Genomic DNA, 14,920 nt, shown 5'->3' on the forward strand with positions numbered 1-14,920 from the left:
CTCGTTTCCGCAGCTCCCGACCCTCGGCGGGCGATTCTGCGCCACGGAGGGGGCCTTGCCGCAAGCCCCCCGGTGCGCTATACGTTGAGAGTGGAAAGGAGCGGGTGTCTCCTTTCCTTTTCTCTTTTCCGGTCAGTTTTCCGGTTCTCTTCTGCGATCAGTTTTCCGGTGGGTCGTGGACGGGACAGGGCCCTGGGCTCCTCGGGTGAGGAGCCCAGGGCCCTGTGCGCTACGGGGGCTTGTCCGGTGACCGGACCGCTCAGCGTGCGGAACCGACGGTGAAGACGCCGGTGGTGCGGGTCAAGGGGTTGGAGCCGTAGTTGACGACGGCGGAGGCGGAGGCGGGGGCGGCCCGGACGTCGGTGCCGGCGTAGCCCTGAGGAGTGAGGAACAGGCCCCAGGCCGCGACCCAGGGGGTACGGGCGCCCGTGTCGGGGTCGAGCACGGGTTCGGTGCGGGGGAGGACGCGGCGCTGGACGATCCAGCGGTTCCCCAGACCGGTGAGGGGGCCGGTGGCGTCCGCCATGCGGTCCTGGAGCAGGCGGGCCCAGTCGTCCGGGTCGCGTTCCCAGCCGGGGATCACGCCCGTGCCCCCGAAGTCACGGAGGGGCTTGAGGAGGAGCTGGGTGCGGTGTTCCCGGCAGAAGGACAGCAGGTCGGTGACGGTCTCCCCGGGCGTGGGGCCGGGAGTGGGCGGTCCGTCGGCGAGGAGACGGGTCCACGGGAGGAGACGGTCGGTGAGGGCGCGTTCGGCGGGGGTGAAGGCGGTGGCGGGATCGGAGAGGAGCGCGAGGGCGCCCTTGTTGGAGTAGAGGGAGCTGTCCATCGGCGTCCACAGGACGGCGCGGCCCTCCTCGTGGGCGCGGAAGGCGAGTTCGGCGCGGGCGGCGGAGGAGGGGTCGGCGCAGAGGTCGTCGACGGTGAAGAAGCGCAGGACGACGTCGAGGGGGGCGCCGTCGAGGTGGAGGCGGTCGCCCCGCTCGGTGAGGGTGTCCAGTTCGCCGAGGGTGAGGGGGAGGCCGAGGTCCCGCATCATCTCGGCGAAGGCGAGCAGCAGATGGCCGAAGGCGGCCAGCCCGCCCGGCGCGCAGACCAGGCCGACGCGGGGCTCCCGGACCCCGCGCGTGAGGGGAAGGGCGGCCTCGCGCAGGGCGACGGCGATGCGTTCGCCGGTGTGGACGTGGTCCAGGCCGTGTTCGGCGGCGAAGTCCGCGAAGGCGGGGTGGGTGAGGAGGGCCCGCTGCATCTGGGAGCGGTCGGTGCCGCCCAGGTCGCTGGCGATGTTGAACTCCAGCAGCTTGAAGGCGCTGCCGTCGTGGTAGAGGTCGGCGCGGCCGTAGCGGGTGGCCTGGCCGTAGCGGGGGGCCTGGCCGGAGCGGGGGGCCAGGCCGGGGGCGTCGGCGAAACGGTTGATCACCGCGGCCCGGTCGGGTGCGATACCGAGGGCGTCGCAGTAACGGGCCGTGTCCCCGTCGAAGAGGCGCCGCGGGAGGGAGGCCAGCAGGGCGAACAGGTCCTGCACGTCGGCCGCGGCCCGGTGCAGCTCGGGGCCGTCGGTGAAGAGGGGGCGGGAGAGCATGCGGGCCCCCCAGCACTCCTGGAAGGCCGGGGGGTAGACGGTGTCGCGGACGGCGTCGGCCAGGCGGGGGTCGGAGAGGTAGGCCTCGGTGACGGCGGCGGCGGTGCGGCCGGCCGAGGCGGTCGCCGGCGTGGTGCCCGGGGCGAGGGTCACAGTTTCACCGACCGGATGGCCGAGGCCCAGGGCTCCGCCTCCAGGTGGGTGAGGTCGGGACTGGCGCCCGTGCGGGCGGCGGCCAGGGAGACCAGGCGCTGGAAGGGGACGACCGACACCAGCGGACGGACGAGGGCGGGGACGGGGGCGAAGGGGAGGGCGGACGCGGGATCGTCGGCGCAGTGGTGGACGGGGGCGCCCAGGGCGCGCAGGACCCGCTCCAGGTCGGCGGTGCGGCCGGCGTCGGACGCGGCGGGGCGCAGCAGGAAGCCGGCGGTGGTCGCGGAGAAGACGGCGGGGGTGCCGTGCAGGGCGAACTCGGTGTGCAGGGCCTCGGCCCAGCGGTAGGTGCCCTCCTTGATCTTGAGCGCGGCTTCGGCGGCGGTGATCGCGTCCAGTCCGGTGCCGGTGACCAGGACCGGCCCGGTGGCGTCGGCCAGGGCGTCCACGGCCTCCGGGGCGACGGGGAGTTCCAGGGTGCGGGACAGGGCCTCGGGGACCTGCCCGAGTGCGGCGGCCAGCGGGGTGCCCTGTTCGCCGAGGGCGGTGGCGACCAGGCGGGCGAGCAGGGTCAGGGCGGTGGTGTAGGAGACGGTGTGGGTGCTGGCGGCTTCCTGGGGGCAGGTGCGCAGGACCGTGTCGGCGGCGGGCTCGGCCGGGCCCTCGCCGGTGATGGCGACCGTGGTGGCACCGGCTTCGGCGGCGCGGCGGAGGACGCCGTTGGGGCAGGCCTTGGTGCCCCGGTGGCTGACCACCACGACCTGGTCGGCGGAGGTGATGTGCTCGGTGAGGGCCAGGTCGTGGGCGTCGAGGGCGGCGGCCCGTATCCGTCCGCCGGTCAGCAGCCGGACCCAGGCAGCGGCGACGCGGCAGGCGTGGAGGGAGGTGCCGATGCCGGTGAGGACGAGGGGACGGGCGGGGTCGAGGACCGGGACGGGGGTGTCCAGGAGGGCGGCCACGGCCGTGGGCTGGGAGGCGACGTGACCGTCGTAGGCGGCGGAACCGCCGGACTCCGGGGCGGTGGGGTGCACGGGCGTGGGGGCCGGGGGCAGGGCGGTCATCGGACGGGCTCCTCTGCGGGGGTGTGGACGGCGAGCAGGTCGTCGAGGGGGGTGCCGTCGTAGCGGGCGCAGTTGGCGGGGAAGGTGCGCTGGAAGATGTCCAGGTCGGTCAGGCGGCCGAGTTTGTAGCCGACCTGGCGCAGGACGCCCTCGTGGCGGTAGCCGGCGCGCAGGACCATACGGCGGGAGGGCTCGTTGCCGGCGGAGATGAACGCGATCACCGTGGACATGCCGGCCTGCTCGGCCAGTTCGGTGAGACGGGCGCACAGGGCCGAGCCGACGCCCCGGCCCCGCGCGTCGGGCGCGAGGTAGATGGAGATCTCGGCGCTGGCCAGATAGCCCCTGCGGGACGAGAACGGACTGAGGGTGCCGTACCCGGCGAGCCGCCCCTCCCGCTCGGCGGCCAGGGCGGGGTAGCGGCCGTGGTGGGCGGCCAGCCAGACGCGCAGGTCGTCCAGCGTCTTCTCGTCGTGGTCCAGGGTGGCGTCGGTGTGCCGGATGGCGTGGTTGAGGGTGGACAGCACCTCGGGGAGATCGGCCTCGGTCAGCGGGCGCAGGACGAGGGTGCTCATCGGGAGGCCTCCCGCAGGACGGCGTCGGTGCGGCGGCGGTAGACACCGACGCCCTCGGAGCTGGGGATCAGGCGCTGGAGGTCGTAGTGGGCGTCCAGGTGACCGTGGAAACGGGCGTACTGGGCCCGGTTGTTGGCGATACGCCCGGTGAAGTAGCGGTTCTCGGTGAGGTTGCCGAGCAGCATGTTGTGCGCGATCAGCAGGCAGCCGGGGCGGAGGGCGGGGGTGGTCGCCTCCATGATCGGGAAGTAGATGGCCTTGTCGATCAGGTCGGGGTCCATGCCTTCGGGAGCGCGGTGGGGGGAGGGGCCCTCGGCGTCCAGGACACACAGGTCGACGGGTTCGAGGGTCCGGCCGTGGGCGATGGCGTCGGTGGTGGCGAACTCGACGCCGTCGGCGAGACCGAGGGCGGTGAGGTTGCGTTCGGCCAGCGCCATCGTGCCGGGGTCGATGTCGATCAGGGTGGCGGTACCGCCGGCCGCGCGGATGCCGGGCAGTGCCCAGACCGCCCAGTACCCGTAGTACGAGCCGGGGAAGACGGTGCGGCGGGGAGCCAGCAGATGGCAGAGGGCGAAGAGCAGGCGGGCCTCTTCCGGGAAGATGTAGGTGGTGCGGCCCTCGTGCGCGAACTGCCGGGCGACGCGCTCACGCAGCGCCTCGAACTCGTCCTCCGGATAGTCGGTGGAGGCGATCACGCCGTCCCGCTCCAGCCCCTCCAGGACCTCGGCGACGAAGGCGCGCTCGTCCACGGGGAAGCGGGTGGAGAGGTTGAGCTGGTCCTCGTTCAGCCCGACGTCCTCGGGGCGCAGGCCACCGGCGCCCAGCCAGGAACAGTACGCGGCGCGGCTGAGCAGACCCCTGCGGAAGTCCTGGTACTCGGGGACGGCAGCCAGGGCGCGGTCGATGATGTCGTAGGCGACTCCGCCGGCTGTGCGGGTGGTGTCGAGAGTGGCGGCGGTGGTCACGCCGGGCTCCTTCTGGTGGGGTGGGACGGGGGAACAGGGAGGGCGGTCACAGCGGCAGGACGTAGCTGTGCTGGGTGGTCACAGCGGCAGGACGTAGCTGTGCTGGGTGGTCGCGGTGCAGCCGCGGGAGCTCTTGGCGTCCTCGCTGCCGAGCCCGTAGTGGACGGTGCGGATGCCGTTCGCGGCAGCGTGTTCGACGATGCGGTAGTAGAGCGTCTCGTAGTACAGGGGCAGCTTGGCCGGCTCCTGGAAGGCGTAGTCGAAGCCGGCGCGCAGGGCGTACCAGCAGCTGCCGCGGGCGATGAACAGACCGAATCCGCGGACCTCACCGTCGGCGACGGTGGCGGAGACGAAGGCGTCCTCGCCGAACACGGACAGGGTGCGTTCCAGGACCTCCTGGGACTGGGACGCCTTCCAGTGGCCGAGACCGTACTTGGCGAAGAGCTCGGCCTCCAGAGCGGCGAGGCGGGGCAACGGGAAGTCGGCCAGCGGACCCATGACGTGCTCCACGCCCGCGCCGTCCAGGGCGCGGCGCTCGGCGCGCATCCTGCGGCGGCGGTGGCTGCTGAACCGTTCGAGATAGGCATCGAAGCCGCCCTCGGGAACATCGAGCCGGCTGTAGCGGCCGGCCTCGGCGGAGCGGTAGCCGCGGTCGCGGAGGGCGTCGACGAGGAAGGTGTCGGTCTCGTCGGTGTAGAGGAAGGAGACCGAGCGGGCTCCGCGGGCGCGGGCCCATTCCTCCGTACGGTCCAGGAGCGCCGCCACCTCGGCGGGGCCCGCTCCGGGAGCGAGCAGCAGACGGGTTCCGCCCACGTGGCGACCGCCCGCGACCACGCCCGGCAGCAGGGCCTCGGCGGGATCACCGGGGAGGGAGGCCAGGAGTTCGGCGGCGCCGGGGAGCCCCTGTTCGGCGCCGGAGGCGAGGACGGTGTCGGGACGGACCAGGGTCCAGGGGACGCTCGCGTCGGCCAGCGCCATGGAGACGGCGGCCACGGGGCGGCCCGCGTCGTCCGGGAGGACGACGTAGTGGGTGTCCACCTTGCCGGTGGCCTCCACGACGCTGGTCCAGCGGTGGCTGAGGAAGAAGTCGTGGTCGCCGGCCAGCGTGTCCCAGAGGGCGGCGGGGATCTCCGCGATGCGGTCCGCCTCGGCCGGGGCGGTGAGAACGGTGGTCATGAGGGGGAGCTCTCTGTACGGGTGACGAGGCCGGCCGCCGCGGTCAGGGCGGCGAGCAGCCAGAACAGGACGGCGGGGCTCAGCGCGAGCATCGACGTGACGAGGAGGGGGGCCAGCGCGGTGGCGATGCCCACCGGGAGCTGGTTGGCGGCCAGGTACGCGCCGCGCCTGGATTCCGGCGGGAGGCCGGTCAGCACCACCGCCACCGTCTGGAAGACGATCAGCTCGCTGACCGTCCAGCCGATCATGGCCACGACCAGGAGAACGACGGCGGAGCCGGAGCCGAGCCTGGTGGCCAGGGAGAACAGCAGGACGGAGGCCGCGGCGAGAAGCGTGCCCACACCCAGCAGACGGCTCGGCGGGTGACCGTTGAGACGGCGGTCCAGGGGGAGCTGGCCGAACATCAGCAGGGCGGTGTTCAGGCCGAACATCGCGCCGACGGTCCAGCCGGGGAGCCGGAGCGTGTCGAGGAGGTAGACCGGGAGGGCGTTCTCCAGGGCGGTGGCGGCCAGGAAGAGGGCCGCGCCGGCCAGGGACACGCGCACGAACCGGGGGTCCCGCCAGGGGGAAGGACCGTTCGGCCGCGCGGCTTGCGGAGCGCGGGTGCCGGGGGCGACGGCGGCGGGTGCCTCCGTGGCGGCCGGTGTGTTCGTGGCGGCCGGTGTGCCCGTGGCGTCTGGCGTGTCCGTGGCGGCCGGTGTGCCCGTGGCGTCTGGCGTGTCCGTGGCGGCCGGTGTGTCCATGGCGGCCGGTGTGTCCGTGGAGGCCGGTGCGCTCGTGGAGGCCGGTGCGCTCGTGGAGGCCGGTGCGTCCGTGGAAGCCGGCGTGCCCGTGGCGGCCGGTGCGTCGACGGCGCGCCCCGCCGGGTGGACGCGCCCCGCCGGGTAGAGGAGAGCGGCGAGGGCGAATCCGGTGGCGGTGAACAGGCCGAGCGTGGGGTAGCCCACGCCCCCGGTGACGAGCAGACCGCCCAGCAGGGCCCCGCCGCCGACGCCCGCGTTGAAGACCGTCCGGTACAGCGCGAGCCAGCGGCTGCGGGCGGCGCCGTCCTGGCCGCCGTCCTGGCCGGCCAGGACGGCGGCCAGCAGCGGGCTGCCGATCTGTTCGGCCCGGGCGCCCAGCGAGGACAGCATGGCCAGGACGAGGAAGGGGACCAGGCCGTCCAGGAGCAGGAAGCCGGCGAACGCGGTGGCGCGGGCCAGCGAGGCGGCCACCAGCAGCCGGCGGGGGCCGATCCGGTCCGCGAGGCGGCCGAGGGCGGGCAGCAGCAGGAGGATCGCCAGCGAGGCGGCCGTCAGACCGGGGCCGACGGTGGACAGCGGGAGGTCCGCCACGTCCTGGAAGAAGAGCAGGGCGAAGGAGACGAAGAAGCCGCTGCCGACCGCGTTGAGGAGTCCGGCCGCGGCGAAACGGCGGACCCCGGAGCCCTCCGGCAGCAACCGCTCCTTCCCGGCCGCCCGGGTGGGGGCGCTCACCGGGCCGTCGCCGGCTTCAGGATGTACGCGTACTGGGTCTCGGCCGTGCACCCCCGGGAGCGCTTGGCCTCCTCGCTGCCCAGCCCGTAGTGGATGCCGGTGACGCCATGGGCGGGGGCCTCGGCGGCGGGCCGGTAGTAGAGGGCCTCGAAGTAGAGGGGGAGACGGCCCTGGTAGGCGTAGTCGAAGCCGGTCTGACGGGAGTACCACTGGTCGCGGAAGCGGAGCAGGACGGCGTAGCCCCGGATCTCCCCGTCGCCCGTGACGCGCGAGACGAGGGCGTCCTCGCCCATGACCTCGGCGATGCCGTGCAGGGCGGCCTCGGTGTGCGCGGGGGTCCAGTCCAGGCCGTACTTGGCGAGGAGCGAGGTCTCCAGGACGGCGAGCCGGGGGATGTCGCGGACGTCGAGCGGGGCCAGGGAGGAGGAGATGCCGGCCTCGGCGAGCTGCCGGCGGTCGGCCTGGGCACGGCGGCGGCGCTTGCCGGGGAGAGCGGCGAGGTAGCCGTCGAAGCCGCCGGGCGGGAGGGCGAGACGGGAGTAGCGGCCGGAGACGTGCTCCAGATAGCCGCGCTGCCGGAGGACCTCGCGCAGGGCGGTGTCGTGCTCGCCGACGAACGGGAAGGCGACCGAGGCCGCGCCGGCGGCGCGGGCATGGGCTTCGGCGCGGTCGAGGAGGCCGCGGGTGGTGGCGTCGTCGTGCGGATCGGTACGGAGCAGCCGGCTGCGGCCCATGTGGCGGCCGCCGCACACCAGGCTGGGGAGCAGGGAGGACGGGCTGCCGACGGCGTCCAGGGCGGCGGCCGCGCCCTCCGCCCCTTCGGCGGCGCACGCGGTGAGCAGGGTGTCGGGGCGGGCCAGCACCCAGGGCGCGTCCGCGTCGGCGAGGACGGTGGGAAGGGCGCCCGCCAGGGATCCGTCGCGCTCGTGCAGGAAGTACCGGAAGGGGGCGGCCGTGGTGCGCTCGGCGATGTTCAGCCAGCGGCGGGAGAGGTGGAAGTCGTCGCTGTGCAGCAGAGCCTCCCAGGGGGCGCCGCCGGCAGCCTCGGCGGCCGTGGCGACCTGCGGCCAGGCGCTCCCGGTGGGCGGGCTCGGTGGTGTCGACTCGGTCCGCGTCATGCCTGGTTCTCCGTCTTTCCTGAGATGGGGGGCGCCCGGCGGGGGCGGGCGTGCGACGTAGGCTCCGGCAGGACGTACCGGCTGCCTGTTCGTGTGGGAGTGAGATCTTTGCTGACGGCCGATCACCTGGTGTCCGAGCTGCCTCTGTTCGTCTACGGCAGCCTGTCCTTCGGCGCAGTGCAGCGGGTGCTGCTGGGACGGCTCCCGGCGTCCCGTCCCGCGGCCGTGACCGGCTGGCGCAACGCGGCCCTGCGGGACCGCGCCTTCCCCGGCCTGGTGCCCCGGCCGGGGGGCCGGGTCGCCGGATGCCTGCTGACCGGTCTGGAGCCCGCCGAGCGTGCTCTGCTGCATGCCTACGAGGGGCCGATGTACGAGGACCGCGCCCTGTCCCTGGAAGGCGGCGGCCTCGGCCTGGCCTACGTGTGCACCGACGCCTCGCTGGTCCTGGAGGACGACTGGGACCGGGAGCACTTCGGCCGGGAGCTGCTGCCGGGCTACCTGGCGGGGGTGGTCCGCTGGCTGGCGTCCCGGCCGGATGTCCCGGGTGCGGCCCCGGCCGGTGGCGGTGCTTCGGGCGAGACGAGGCCCACCCGCACCGAATCCAGCAGCTGATCCGCCAACGCCCCCGCCTCCTCGGGCCGTTCGGTGCCGACCATGAGCATTCCGTAGCGGTCACTGTTGGAGCCGCCGGAGCGGATCTCCGTGCCCGGCGCGAGGGTGGTGGTCGCGGCGAGTACGGCGGGGTGGGCGGCGGCCTCCTCCCAGCCCGAGACCTCCCGGACCGTGCCGGCCGGCGGGACGAGGAACCGCACGGCGGCACCGCGCGCGGGGTGCGCGCCGGCGGGGAGGCTCACCGGACGGCCGAGCAGGTCGTCCAGCCAGCTTCCGTACAGCTCCAGGCCGGGGTGGCACCACTCCAGCAGGGCGTGGATGCCGTCACCGCCCTGCCGGACGTGCACCTCGCCGAGGACGACGCCCCGCGGGGTGGTCCAGCACTCCACGTGGAAGGGGCCGGTGCGCAGGCCGAGCGTGGTCAGGGCCGCCTCGACCTGCGTGGTGATCTCTTCGAGCAGGGCGTCCGGGAGCGGGGCGGGCATGGTGTGCCCGGACTCGACGAAGGAGCCGGTGGACAGCTTCTTGGCGGTCACCGCGAGCGCCCTGGGCACCCCGTCGGCGAACAGGCCCTCGACGCTGTATTCCGCGCCCTCCACGAAGGTCTCCACCAGCACCAGACCGTCCGCGTCCCGGGCCTGGTCGAAGGCGGCGGGCAGCGCCGCCGGATCGCGCACCAGCCGGACGCCCTCGCTGTTGCAGCGGTCGCGCGGCTTGACGATCACCGGTGCGCCGGCCTGCGCGGCGAGGAACGCGGCGGCCTCCGCGGGCTCGGAGCAGAGCCGCAGCTCGGGCTGGGCGAAGCCGGCCGCCCGCAGGAACTCCCGGCAGGCGTCCTTGGAACGGACCCGGCGGACCGCCACCGGATCGTTGCCACGCAGGCCGAGCGCGGCCGCCGTCTCCGCGACGGCGATCACCGCGTACTCGCGGAAGCCCACCACCGCGTGCACCGGGTGCCGCTCCGCGTAGGACACGGCCCAGGCGGCGCAGGCGGCCGGATCGGTGAAGTCCAGGGGGTATGCCTCGTCGGCGGCGGCCACCAGCTCGGGGCAGGCTTCCAGGGCGGTGGCGGTGTCGGTGAGGACCACCCGGCACCCGCGGGTGCGGAACTGGCGTACCGAGCGTTCGCTGATGTCCCTGCCGTCGGTGGCCCACAGCGGGGCCGTGCCGCCGAGAACGAGGACGGTGGGTTGTCCGTGGTCTCGGTGGTCTGCGTGGCCTCCATGGTCTGCGTGGCCTGCGTGGCCTGCGTGGCCTGCGTGGCCTGCGTGGCCTGCGTGGCCTGCGTGGCCTCCGCGGTCTCCACGGCCTCCGCGGTCTCCATGGTCGACAGAGTTCATCATCACACCAGTTCGTAGGTCTCGAAGGCGGCCCGTACCGCGGGGTCGTCCAGCGCCCCGAGCCGGGTGAAGTGCTGGACCGTCTGCTGAGCGGCGTCACGGGTGGTCTTGCGGACCAGACCCGGGGGGAACACCTCGGCCAGCACCTGCTCGACGGCGTCCTGGGCCAGCCCGTACCCGGTCAGCTCTTTCCGCAGGGCGGGCAGGTCGGGTTGGAGGAAGGCGTCCACCATCACCGGCGCGAGGGTGCCGATCAGCCGCCGCTCGGTCCGGTCCGACTGGGCCCACAGCTCCTTGAGGAAGAGGGCGAAGTAGGTGTGGTGGCGGCCCTCGTCCAGTGCGTGGTCCCGCACCACCTCGCGCACGGTGGGCACCACCCGGGGATCGTCCGGGACCTCGCCGAGCGAGCCCGAGATCAGCGTCTCGGAGACGATCACGAAGACCAGCTCGGCCAGCGCCCGCCACTCGGGGTGCTCCTGCTGCACCAGCGCCAGCCGGGTCAGGAAGTACGGCTCGGCGGGCAGCCGCGGGGCGATCCCCGTACGGCGCTCCGCCTGCCGCATCAGGTCGGCGGAGAACAGGGCGTGGTACGCCTCGTCGCAGTAGACCCGGTAGGCGTCCAGCCGCATGTCCGGGTGGAGGTCCAGGCCCACCGTGCCCTGGGCGATGCCGAGCGCGGTGCGGTTGACGACGACCTGTTCCAGCTTCGCGGTGAAGTCCAGGTAGCGGTAGAGGTGCTGGACCAGCACCTGGTCGAACAGCTCGGGGCGAAGGTCCCGCACCAGCTCGTGGCGGGCCAGCGGAACCAGCTCGGGCGAGAAGAAGTACTTCCCGTCGGTGTCGTCCGGCAGTTCCCGCCGGGGAGCCGCACGGACCGAGGCGCGCTTGTCCCACCTGCGGAACGGACTGCGGTACCCCTCACCCTGCTCCGGGCCGGCGGGCCGGGGCGTTTGCGCGCCGTCCGCGGCTCCGGGAACCGGCGTGTCGACGTCCGTACGCGCTCCGGGACCCCCGGTGAGCAGACGCTTGGGACAGTAGCTGACCGCGGTGCAGCCAGTGAAGAGACCGATGATTCCACACATGCTTACCCCCGTTATCAAGATTCTCTGGCAGCACTGCGATACCGAAAGGAATTCGCGTGCGAACCGCGATCCTCCGTCTTTGCAGGGGCGCGGAAAGGGTAGTCCTGATAAAACGGCTCCGGATGCCGTCGTTGATGATCTTGCAAGGGGTGCATTCGCAGGGTCAAGCGTTCGCTATCAGAATCTCGGAAGGTGAGATGGGCGGGGGGAATGCTTCAATCGGTCATCGCGGGGCGTTTACCTCGATCTACCAACGGCTCGCCCGCGTAGGGACAGTGTCGGCTCGTCAGGTGCTGGTCGGCGTCCGGCGGGGCTTTTGACCCCTTGGTCGCCAATCGGTCCGATCGACACGTTCGTACGGGCGGGGTACGGGCCGGGATATCCGCCGGAGTGCATCACGAAAGACGCCGGACCGAATAATGCTGCGGCCTATCCTCCGCCGCCCGCAAACAAGCCGGGATTCCCTGGGCGGTACAGTTATCGTGCTGGCGGTACGGTTACTATGCGCAAATGCCTGACTCCGATGCCACTCCCCGGAAAATAGCCGACGCCCACACCCGCGCCTATGTGGAGCTCGACCCGATCACTGGAACTGAGTACGGTCTGGCCGCGGGCGACGACCGGATTCCCGACTTCTCCCCCGAGTGGCACGAGGCGCGCGCCGCTCTCCTGCGCACGACGCTCGGTGAACTCGCCCGTGCTCCGGTCGACGACGACGCGGAGCGCCGTTGTGCCCGTCTCCTCGACGAGCGCCTGAACGCCGAGCTCGCCGTGATCGAGGCGGACGAGGGGCTGCGCCAGGTCAGCAACCTCTTCTCCCCGGTCCACGCGGTACGCGAGGCCCTCACCCTGATGCCCACCGGTACCGAGGACGACTGGGCGGTGATCGCCCGACGCCTCGCCCGTGTCCCGAAGGCGCTGGAAGGCTACCGGGCCTCGCTGACCGAGGGCCTGCGGCGAGGCCTCCCGGCAGGCCCGCGCCAGGTCTCCGCCGTCATCGACCAGCTGGGCGGCTGGCTCGACGGAGGCTCGGGCCGGAGCTGGTTCACCGACTTCGCCACACCGGGCCCCGACGTCCTGCGGAGGGACCTGGACGCCGGCGCCGACGCTGCCGCCGAAGCGGTGGCGGGGCTGCGGACATGGCTGCGCACCGTCTACGGACCCGGTGTCGTCGACGCCCCGGACCCGGTGGGGCGGGAGCGGTACCTGCGCTGGGCCCGGTTCTGGAACGGCATCGACCTGGACCCGGAGGAGGCGTACGCGTACGGCTGGTCCGAGATGCACCGGATCGGCGCGGAGATGCGCGAGGCCGCCGGCGCGATCCTGCCCGGCGCCACCCCGTTGGAGGCCATGGCACACCTGGAGGGCCGCGGCGAGGCGGTCGAGGGCACCGAGGGCATCCTGTCCTGGTTGCAGGGGCTGATGGACGAGGCCGTCGAGCGGCTCGACGGCAGCCACTTCGACCTCGACCCCAGGATCAGAACCGCGGAAGCGCACATCGCTCCCCCCGGGACCGCTCCCGTCCCCTACTACACGCCTCCGGCGCTGGACTTCTCCCGCCCGGGCCGCACCTGGCTGCCCGCTCGGCCGGGCCAGAGCCGCTTCCCCACCTGGGACCTGGTCAGCGTCTGGTACCACGAGGGCGTCCCCGGCCACCACCTGCAACTGGCACAGTGGGTCCTCAAAGCCGACCGGCTGTCCACCTACCAGGCCACGCTCGGCCGCGTCAGCGCCAACTGCGAGGGCTGGGCCCTCTACGCGGAACGGCTGATGGACGAGCTGGGACACCTGACCGACCCCGGTTACCGGCTGGGCTACCTCAACGGCCAGATGCTGCGGGCCGTCCGGGTCATCATCGACCTCGGCATGCACCTGTCCCTGACGATCCCGCGCGACTCCGGCTTCCACCCCGGCGAGCGCTGGACGCCCCGACTGGGCCGAGAGTTCCTCGCCGCCCGCACAGGTCTGCCGGCGGCCACCCTGGACAGCGAACACATCCGCTACCTGGGCATGCCGGGCCAGGCCATCGGCTACAAGCTCGGCGAACGCGTCTGGCTGGCGGGCCGCGAGACGGCGAAACAGGCCCACGGCCCCGCCTTCGACCTGAAAACCTGGCACATGGCCGCACTCTCCCAAGGCTCCCTGGGCCTGGACGACCTCGCCGCGGAGCTTGCCGCACTCTGACCATGGCGTTCACACCAGCCGTGCGGCGGCCGTACGAGGCCACCCAAGGACACCGGTGGTCGCGGTGGCTGCCGTTCCGCGCCGCAGACGGGACCGGCATCGGCTCGCGGGTCTATCGGAAGCAGATCCAAACCGGCGCCGTGACCAGCCAGGCAGCGAGACACACAGCAACGCCAGAGGGCCCTTACCTACCCGGTAAGGACCCTCTGATCTGCTACTCAGCTGTCGGGGTGGCGGGATTTGAACCCACGACCTCGGCATGCAACTGGCACGCCCCGAAACACCCTGGGGCGGGAGGCTGGTCGTGGGGTCATCTGAGCCTCAGCCGACGACAGTCAGCCACGGTGGCGGTGCGCCGACCGATCAGGTGCGCGTGTGCCCCTCTGCACCCCCACTGCTCGGCCACGCCGCTGTGCCGTCGAACAGGGCAAGCCATGACGGCCTGCCCGTGATGACCGTGCTTCGGCCCTCAGCTTGATTCGTACGACGGAACAGCCACGGGCCTTGGTGAAGTGCTGAATTGATCCCCGTTTATACCCGTGGCTCACCGATATATCTGGCGCAGTGCTGGCACGCCCTCCGGGCAACCCATTGCCCGCCTGACTACTTGAACCGCTTCGACGCAGCAAGCGCCTCGTTGGTCTTCATTTTGCGAAGGTCCTCCCCATCGCGCACGTAGTACTCCTCGTGGAAGCTGGACAGCTCTGACTGGGCGGGAATTCTGATAACCACGTATGACCGCCCAGAGTAAGTGACGGTGTCCACGTTTGCCAAGACGGCACTCTTTAGCGGCTCACTCATAGGAGAACCTTGAATGGCTCCCAAGATTTTCCGCGTGTAATCGCTAAGCTGGATTCCTAGAACTCGGCATTCTCGGTCCACGCCGACAAGAAGTTGACGCCCCATGCGGAGAGCCACGACGGAATCAAGCTGCTCAACTCGTTCCGCATCCTTGCCGGTATCCGCTACGCCGAAGACGATGTATCCATCCGCTTCGGGTCCTACATTTGCGATGGCTGAGATAATTTTCGGCATCTTTTCGAGAAAGGTCTGGTTGATTTCTCGCTTGCCGTACAGTGAAACTATCCCTTGTTTAAATTCATAGCGCGCACTCTCTATTGGAGCTCGCCTGATGATGTTAGGGAACTCAATCTCCATGGCGGGGCCGTGAGTGAGCGCTGGCCGCGGTGCACTGGCGAAGTGCTTCTCCAAGAGACCGCGAACAATGTCAATATTCTCCTGGCGCTGTTGCTCGGTCGTTGTATTTCTGCTAGGGGTCAGCCTAGCGGATACTTTTCGAATAGCAGCAAATGCCGCTTTAGGGTCTGCGAGCTGCTTCTGTTGCCTGATCATCAGATCGTAGAACGCCATAAATATTGCATAGAAGGGCGTTTTGGCGGAAGTGAAGCTACTAGTGCTGACGTGCGATCGGAAGGCTCCGCTGATGCCTGGTCGCTCGGACTCCACCATGGTTTTCATGGCGCCAAGCACGTCCTTGACATCGCTGGCTAAGCGTTGTCCCGTAACTGCTGTTCATGGGTGAGATGATCTTGCCGTGGCTGGTGTGATCACGGCGTCGGAGCCCTCCTGGATAGCCCCGTTC

The 14,920-nt window shown here is 71.6% G+C and carries 13 protein-coding genes; 3 read left to right on the forward strand and 10 right to left on the reverse strand.

The features are described from left to right. Positions 1–259: 259 nt before the first annotated feature. The 7 genes from ACFYWQ_RS26185 to ACFYWQ_RS26215 form a co-directional block, all read right to left on the reverse strand. The gene (locus tag ACFYWQ_RS26185; protein WP_389519348.1) at positions 260–1,732 is read right to left on the reverse strand and encodes a hypothetical protein; all 1,473 of its coding nucleotides are present in this window, start codon (positions 1,730–1,732) and stop codon (positions 260–262) included. Continuing rightward, the gene (locus ACFYWQ_RS26190; RefSeq protein WP_389519350.1) at positions 1,729–2,793 is read right to left on the reverse strand and encodes an SIS domain-containing protein; all 1,065 of its coding nucleotides are present in this window, start codon (positions 2,791–2,793) and stop codon (positions 1,729–1,731) included. Before ACFYWQ_RS26190 ends, ACFYWQ_RS26185 begins: the two co-directional genes overlap by 4 nt. Further along, positions 2,790–3,365, reverse strand: coding sequence for a GNAT family N-acetyltransferase (locus ACFYWQ_RS26195; RefSeq protein WP_389519352.1), 576 nt, complete (start codon positions 3,363–3,365; stop codon positions 2,790–2,792). Before ACFYWQ_RS26195 ends, ACFYWQ_RS26190 begins: the two co-directional genes overlap by 4 nt. Continuing rightward, the gene (locus ACFYWQ_RS26200; protein ID WP_389519354.1) at positions 3,362–4,330 is read right to left on the reverse strand and encodes an O-methyltransferase; all 969 of its coding nucleotides are present in this window, start codon (positions 4,328–4,330) and stop codon (positions 3,362–3,364) included. The genes ACFYWQ_RS26195 and ACFYWQ_RS26200 overlap by 4 nt, the downstream gene beginning before the upstream one ends. A 78-nt stretch (positions 4,331–4,408) precedes the next feature. Continuing rightward, positions 4,409–5,506 (reverse strand): GNAT family N-acetyltransferase, encoded by a 1,098-nt coding sequence (locus ACFYWQ_RS26205; RefSeq protein WP_389519355.1) that lies wholly within the window; start codon positions 5,504–5,506, stop codon positions 4,409–4,411. Beyond that, the gene (locus ACFYWQ_RS26210; protein ID WP_389519357.1) at positions 5,503–6,981 is read right to left on the reverse strand and encodes an MFS transporter; all 1,479 of its coding nucleotides are present in this window, start codon (positions 6,979–6,981) and stop codon (positions 5,503–5,505) included. The genes ACFYWQ_RS26205 and ACFYWQ_RS26210 overlap by 4 nt, the downstream gene beginning before the upstream one ends. Continuing rightward, entirely contained in the window at positions 6,978–8,099 is a 1,122-nt protein-coding gene (locus tag ACFYWQ_RS26215) for a GNAT family N-acetyltransferase (RefSeq protein WP_389519359.1), read from the reverse strand. Before ACFYWQ_RS26215 ends, ACFYWQ_RS26210 begins: the two co-directional genes overlap by 4 nt. A gap of 129 nt (positions 8,100–8,228) precedes the next feature. Between ACFYWQ_RS26215 and ACFYWQ_RS26220 the strand changes: the two genes are divergently transcribed. Next, on the forward strand, positions 8,229–8,711 hold the full coding sequence (locus ACFYWQ_RS26220) for a gamma-glutamylcyclotransferase family protein (protein WP_389519361.1): 483 nt from the start codon (positions 8,229–8,231) through the stop codon (positions 8,709–8,711). Here ACFYWQ_RS26220 and ACFYWQ_RS26225 read toward each other — a convergent pair. Then, entirely contained in the window at positions 8,594–9,799 is a 1,206-nt protein-coding gene (locus tag ACFYWQ_RS26225; RefSeq protein WP_389519363.1) for an ATP-grasp domain-containing protein, read from the reverse strand. The two genes, ACFYWQ_RS26220 and ACFYWQ_RS26225, sit on opposite strands and share 118 nt — an antisense overlap. 102 nt (positions 9,800–9,901) lie before the next feature. On the opposite strand from ACFYWQ_RS26225, the gene ACFYWQ_RS26230 reads away from it, so the two are divergent. Further along, positions 9,902–10,069 (forward strand): hypothetical protein, encoded by a 168-nt coding sequence (locus tag ACFYWQ_RS26230; RefSeq protein ID WP_389519365.1) that lies wholly within the window; start codon positions 9,902–9,904, stop codon positions 10,067–10,069. On the opposite strand, the gene ACFYWQ_RS26235 is transcribed toward ACFYWQ_RS26230, so the two are convergent. Then, positions 10,054–11,133, reverse strand: coding sequence for a diiron oxygenase (locus ACFYWQ_RS26235; RefSeq protein WP_389519366.1), 1,080 nt, complete (start codon positions 11,131–11,133; stop codon positions 10,054–10,056). The two genes, ACFYWQ_RS26230 and ACFYWQ_RS26235, sit on opposite strands and share 16 nt — an antisense overlap. A gap of 510 nt (positions 11,134–11,643) precedes the next feature. Between ACFYWQ_RS26235 and ACFYWQ_RS26240 the strand changes: the two genes are divergently transcribed. Next, a complete protein-coding gene (locus ACFYWQ_RS26240; RefSeq protein ID WP_389519368.1) occupies positions 11,644–13,317 on the forward strand; it encodes a DUF885 domain-containing protein in 1,674 nt (557 codons plus the stop codon). A gap of 603 nt (positions 13,318–13,920) precedes the next feature. Here ACFYWQ_RS26240 and ACFYWQ_RS26245 read toward each other — a convergent pair. Beyond that, positions 13,921–14,796 (reverse strand): helix-turn-helix domain-containing protein, encoded by an 876-nt coding sequence (locus tag ACFYWQ_RS26245; protein WP_389519370.1) that lies wholly within the window; start codon positions 14,794–14,796, stop codon positions 13,921–13,923. Positions 14,797–14,920 lie beyond the last annotated feature (124 nt).

The sequence above is a fragment of the Streptomyces sp. NPDC003247 genome (assembly GCF_042888135.1).
Lineage (GTDB): Bacteria > Actinomycetota > Actinomycetes > Streptomycetales > Streptomycetaceae > Streptomyces.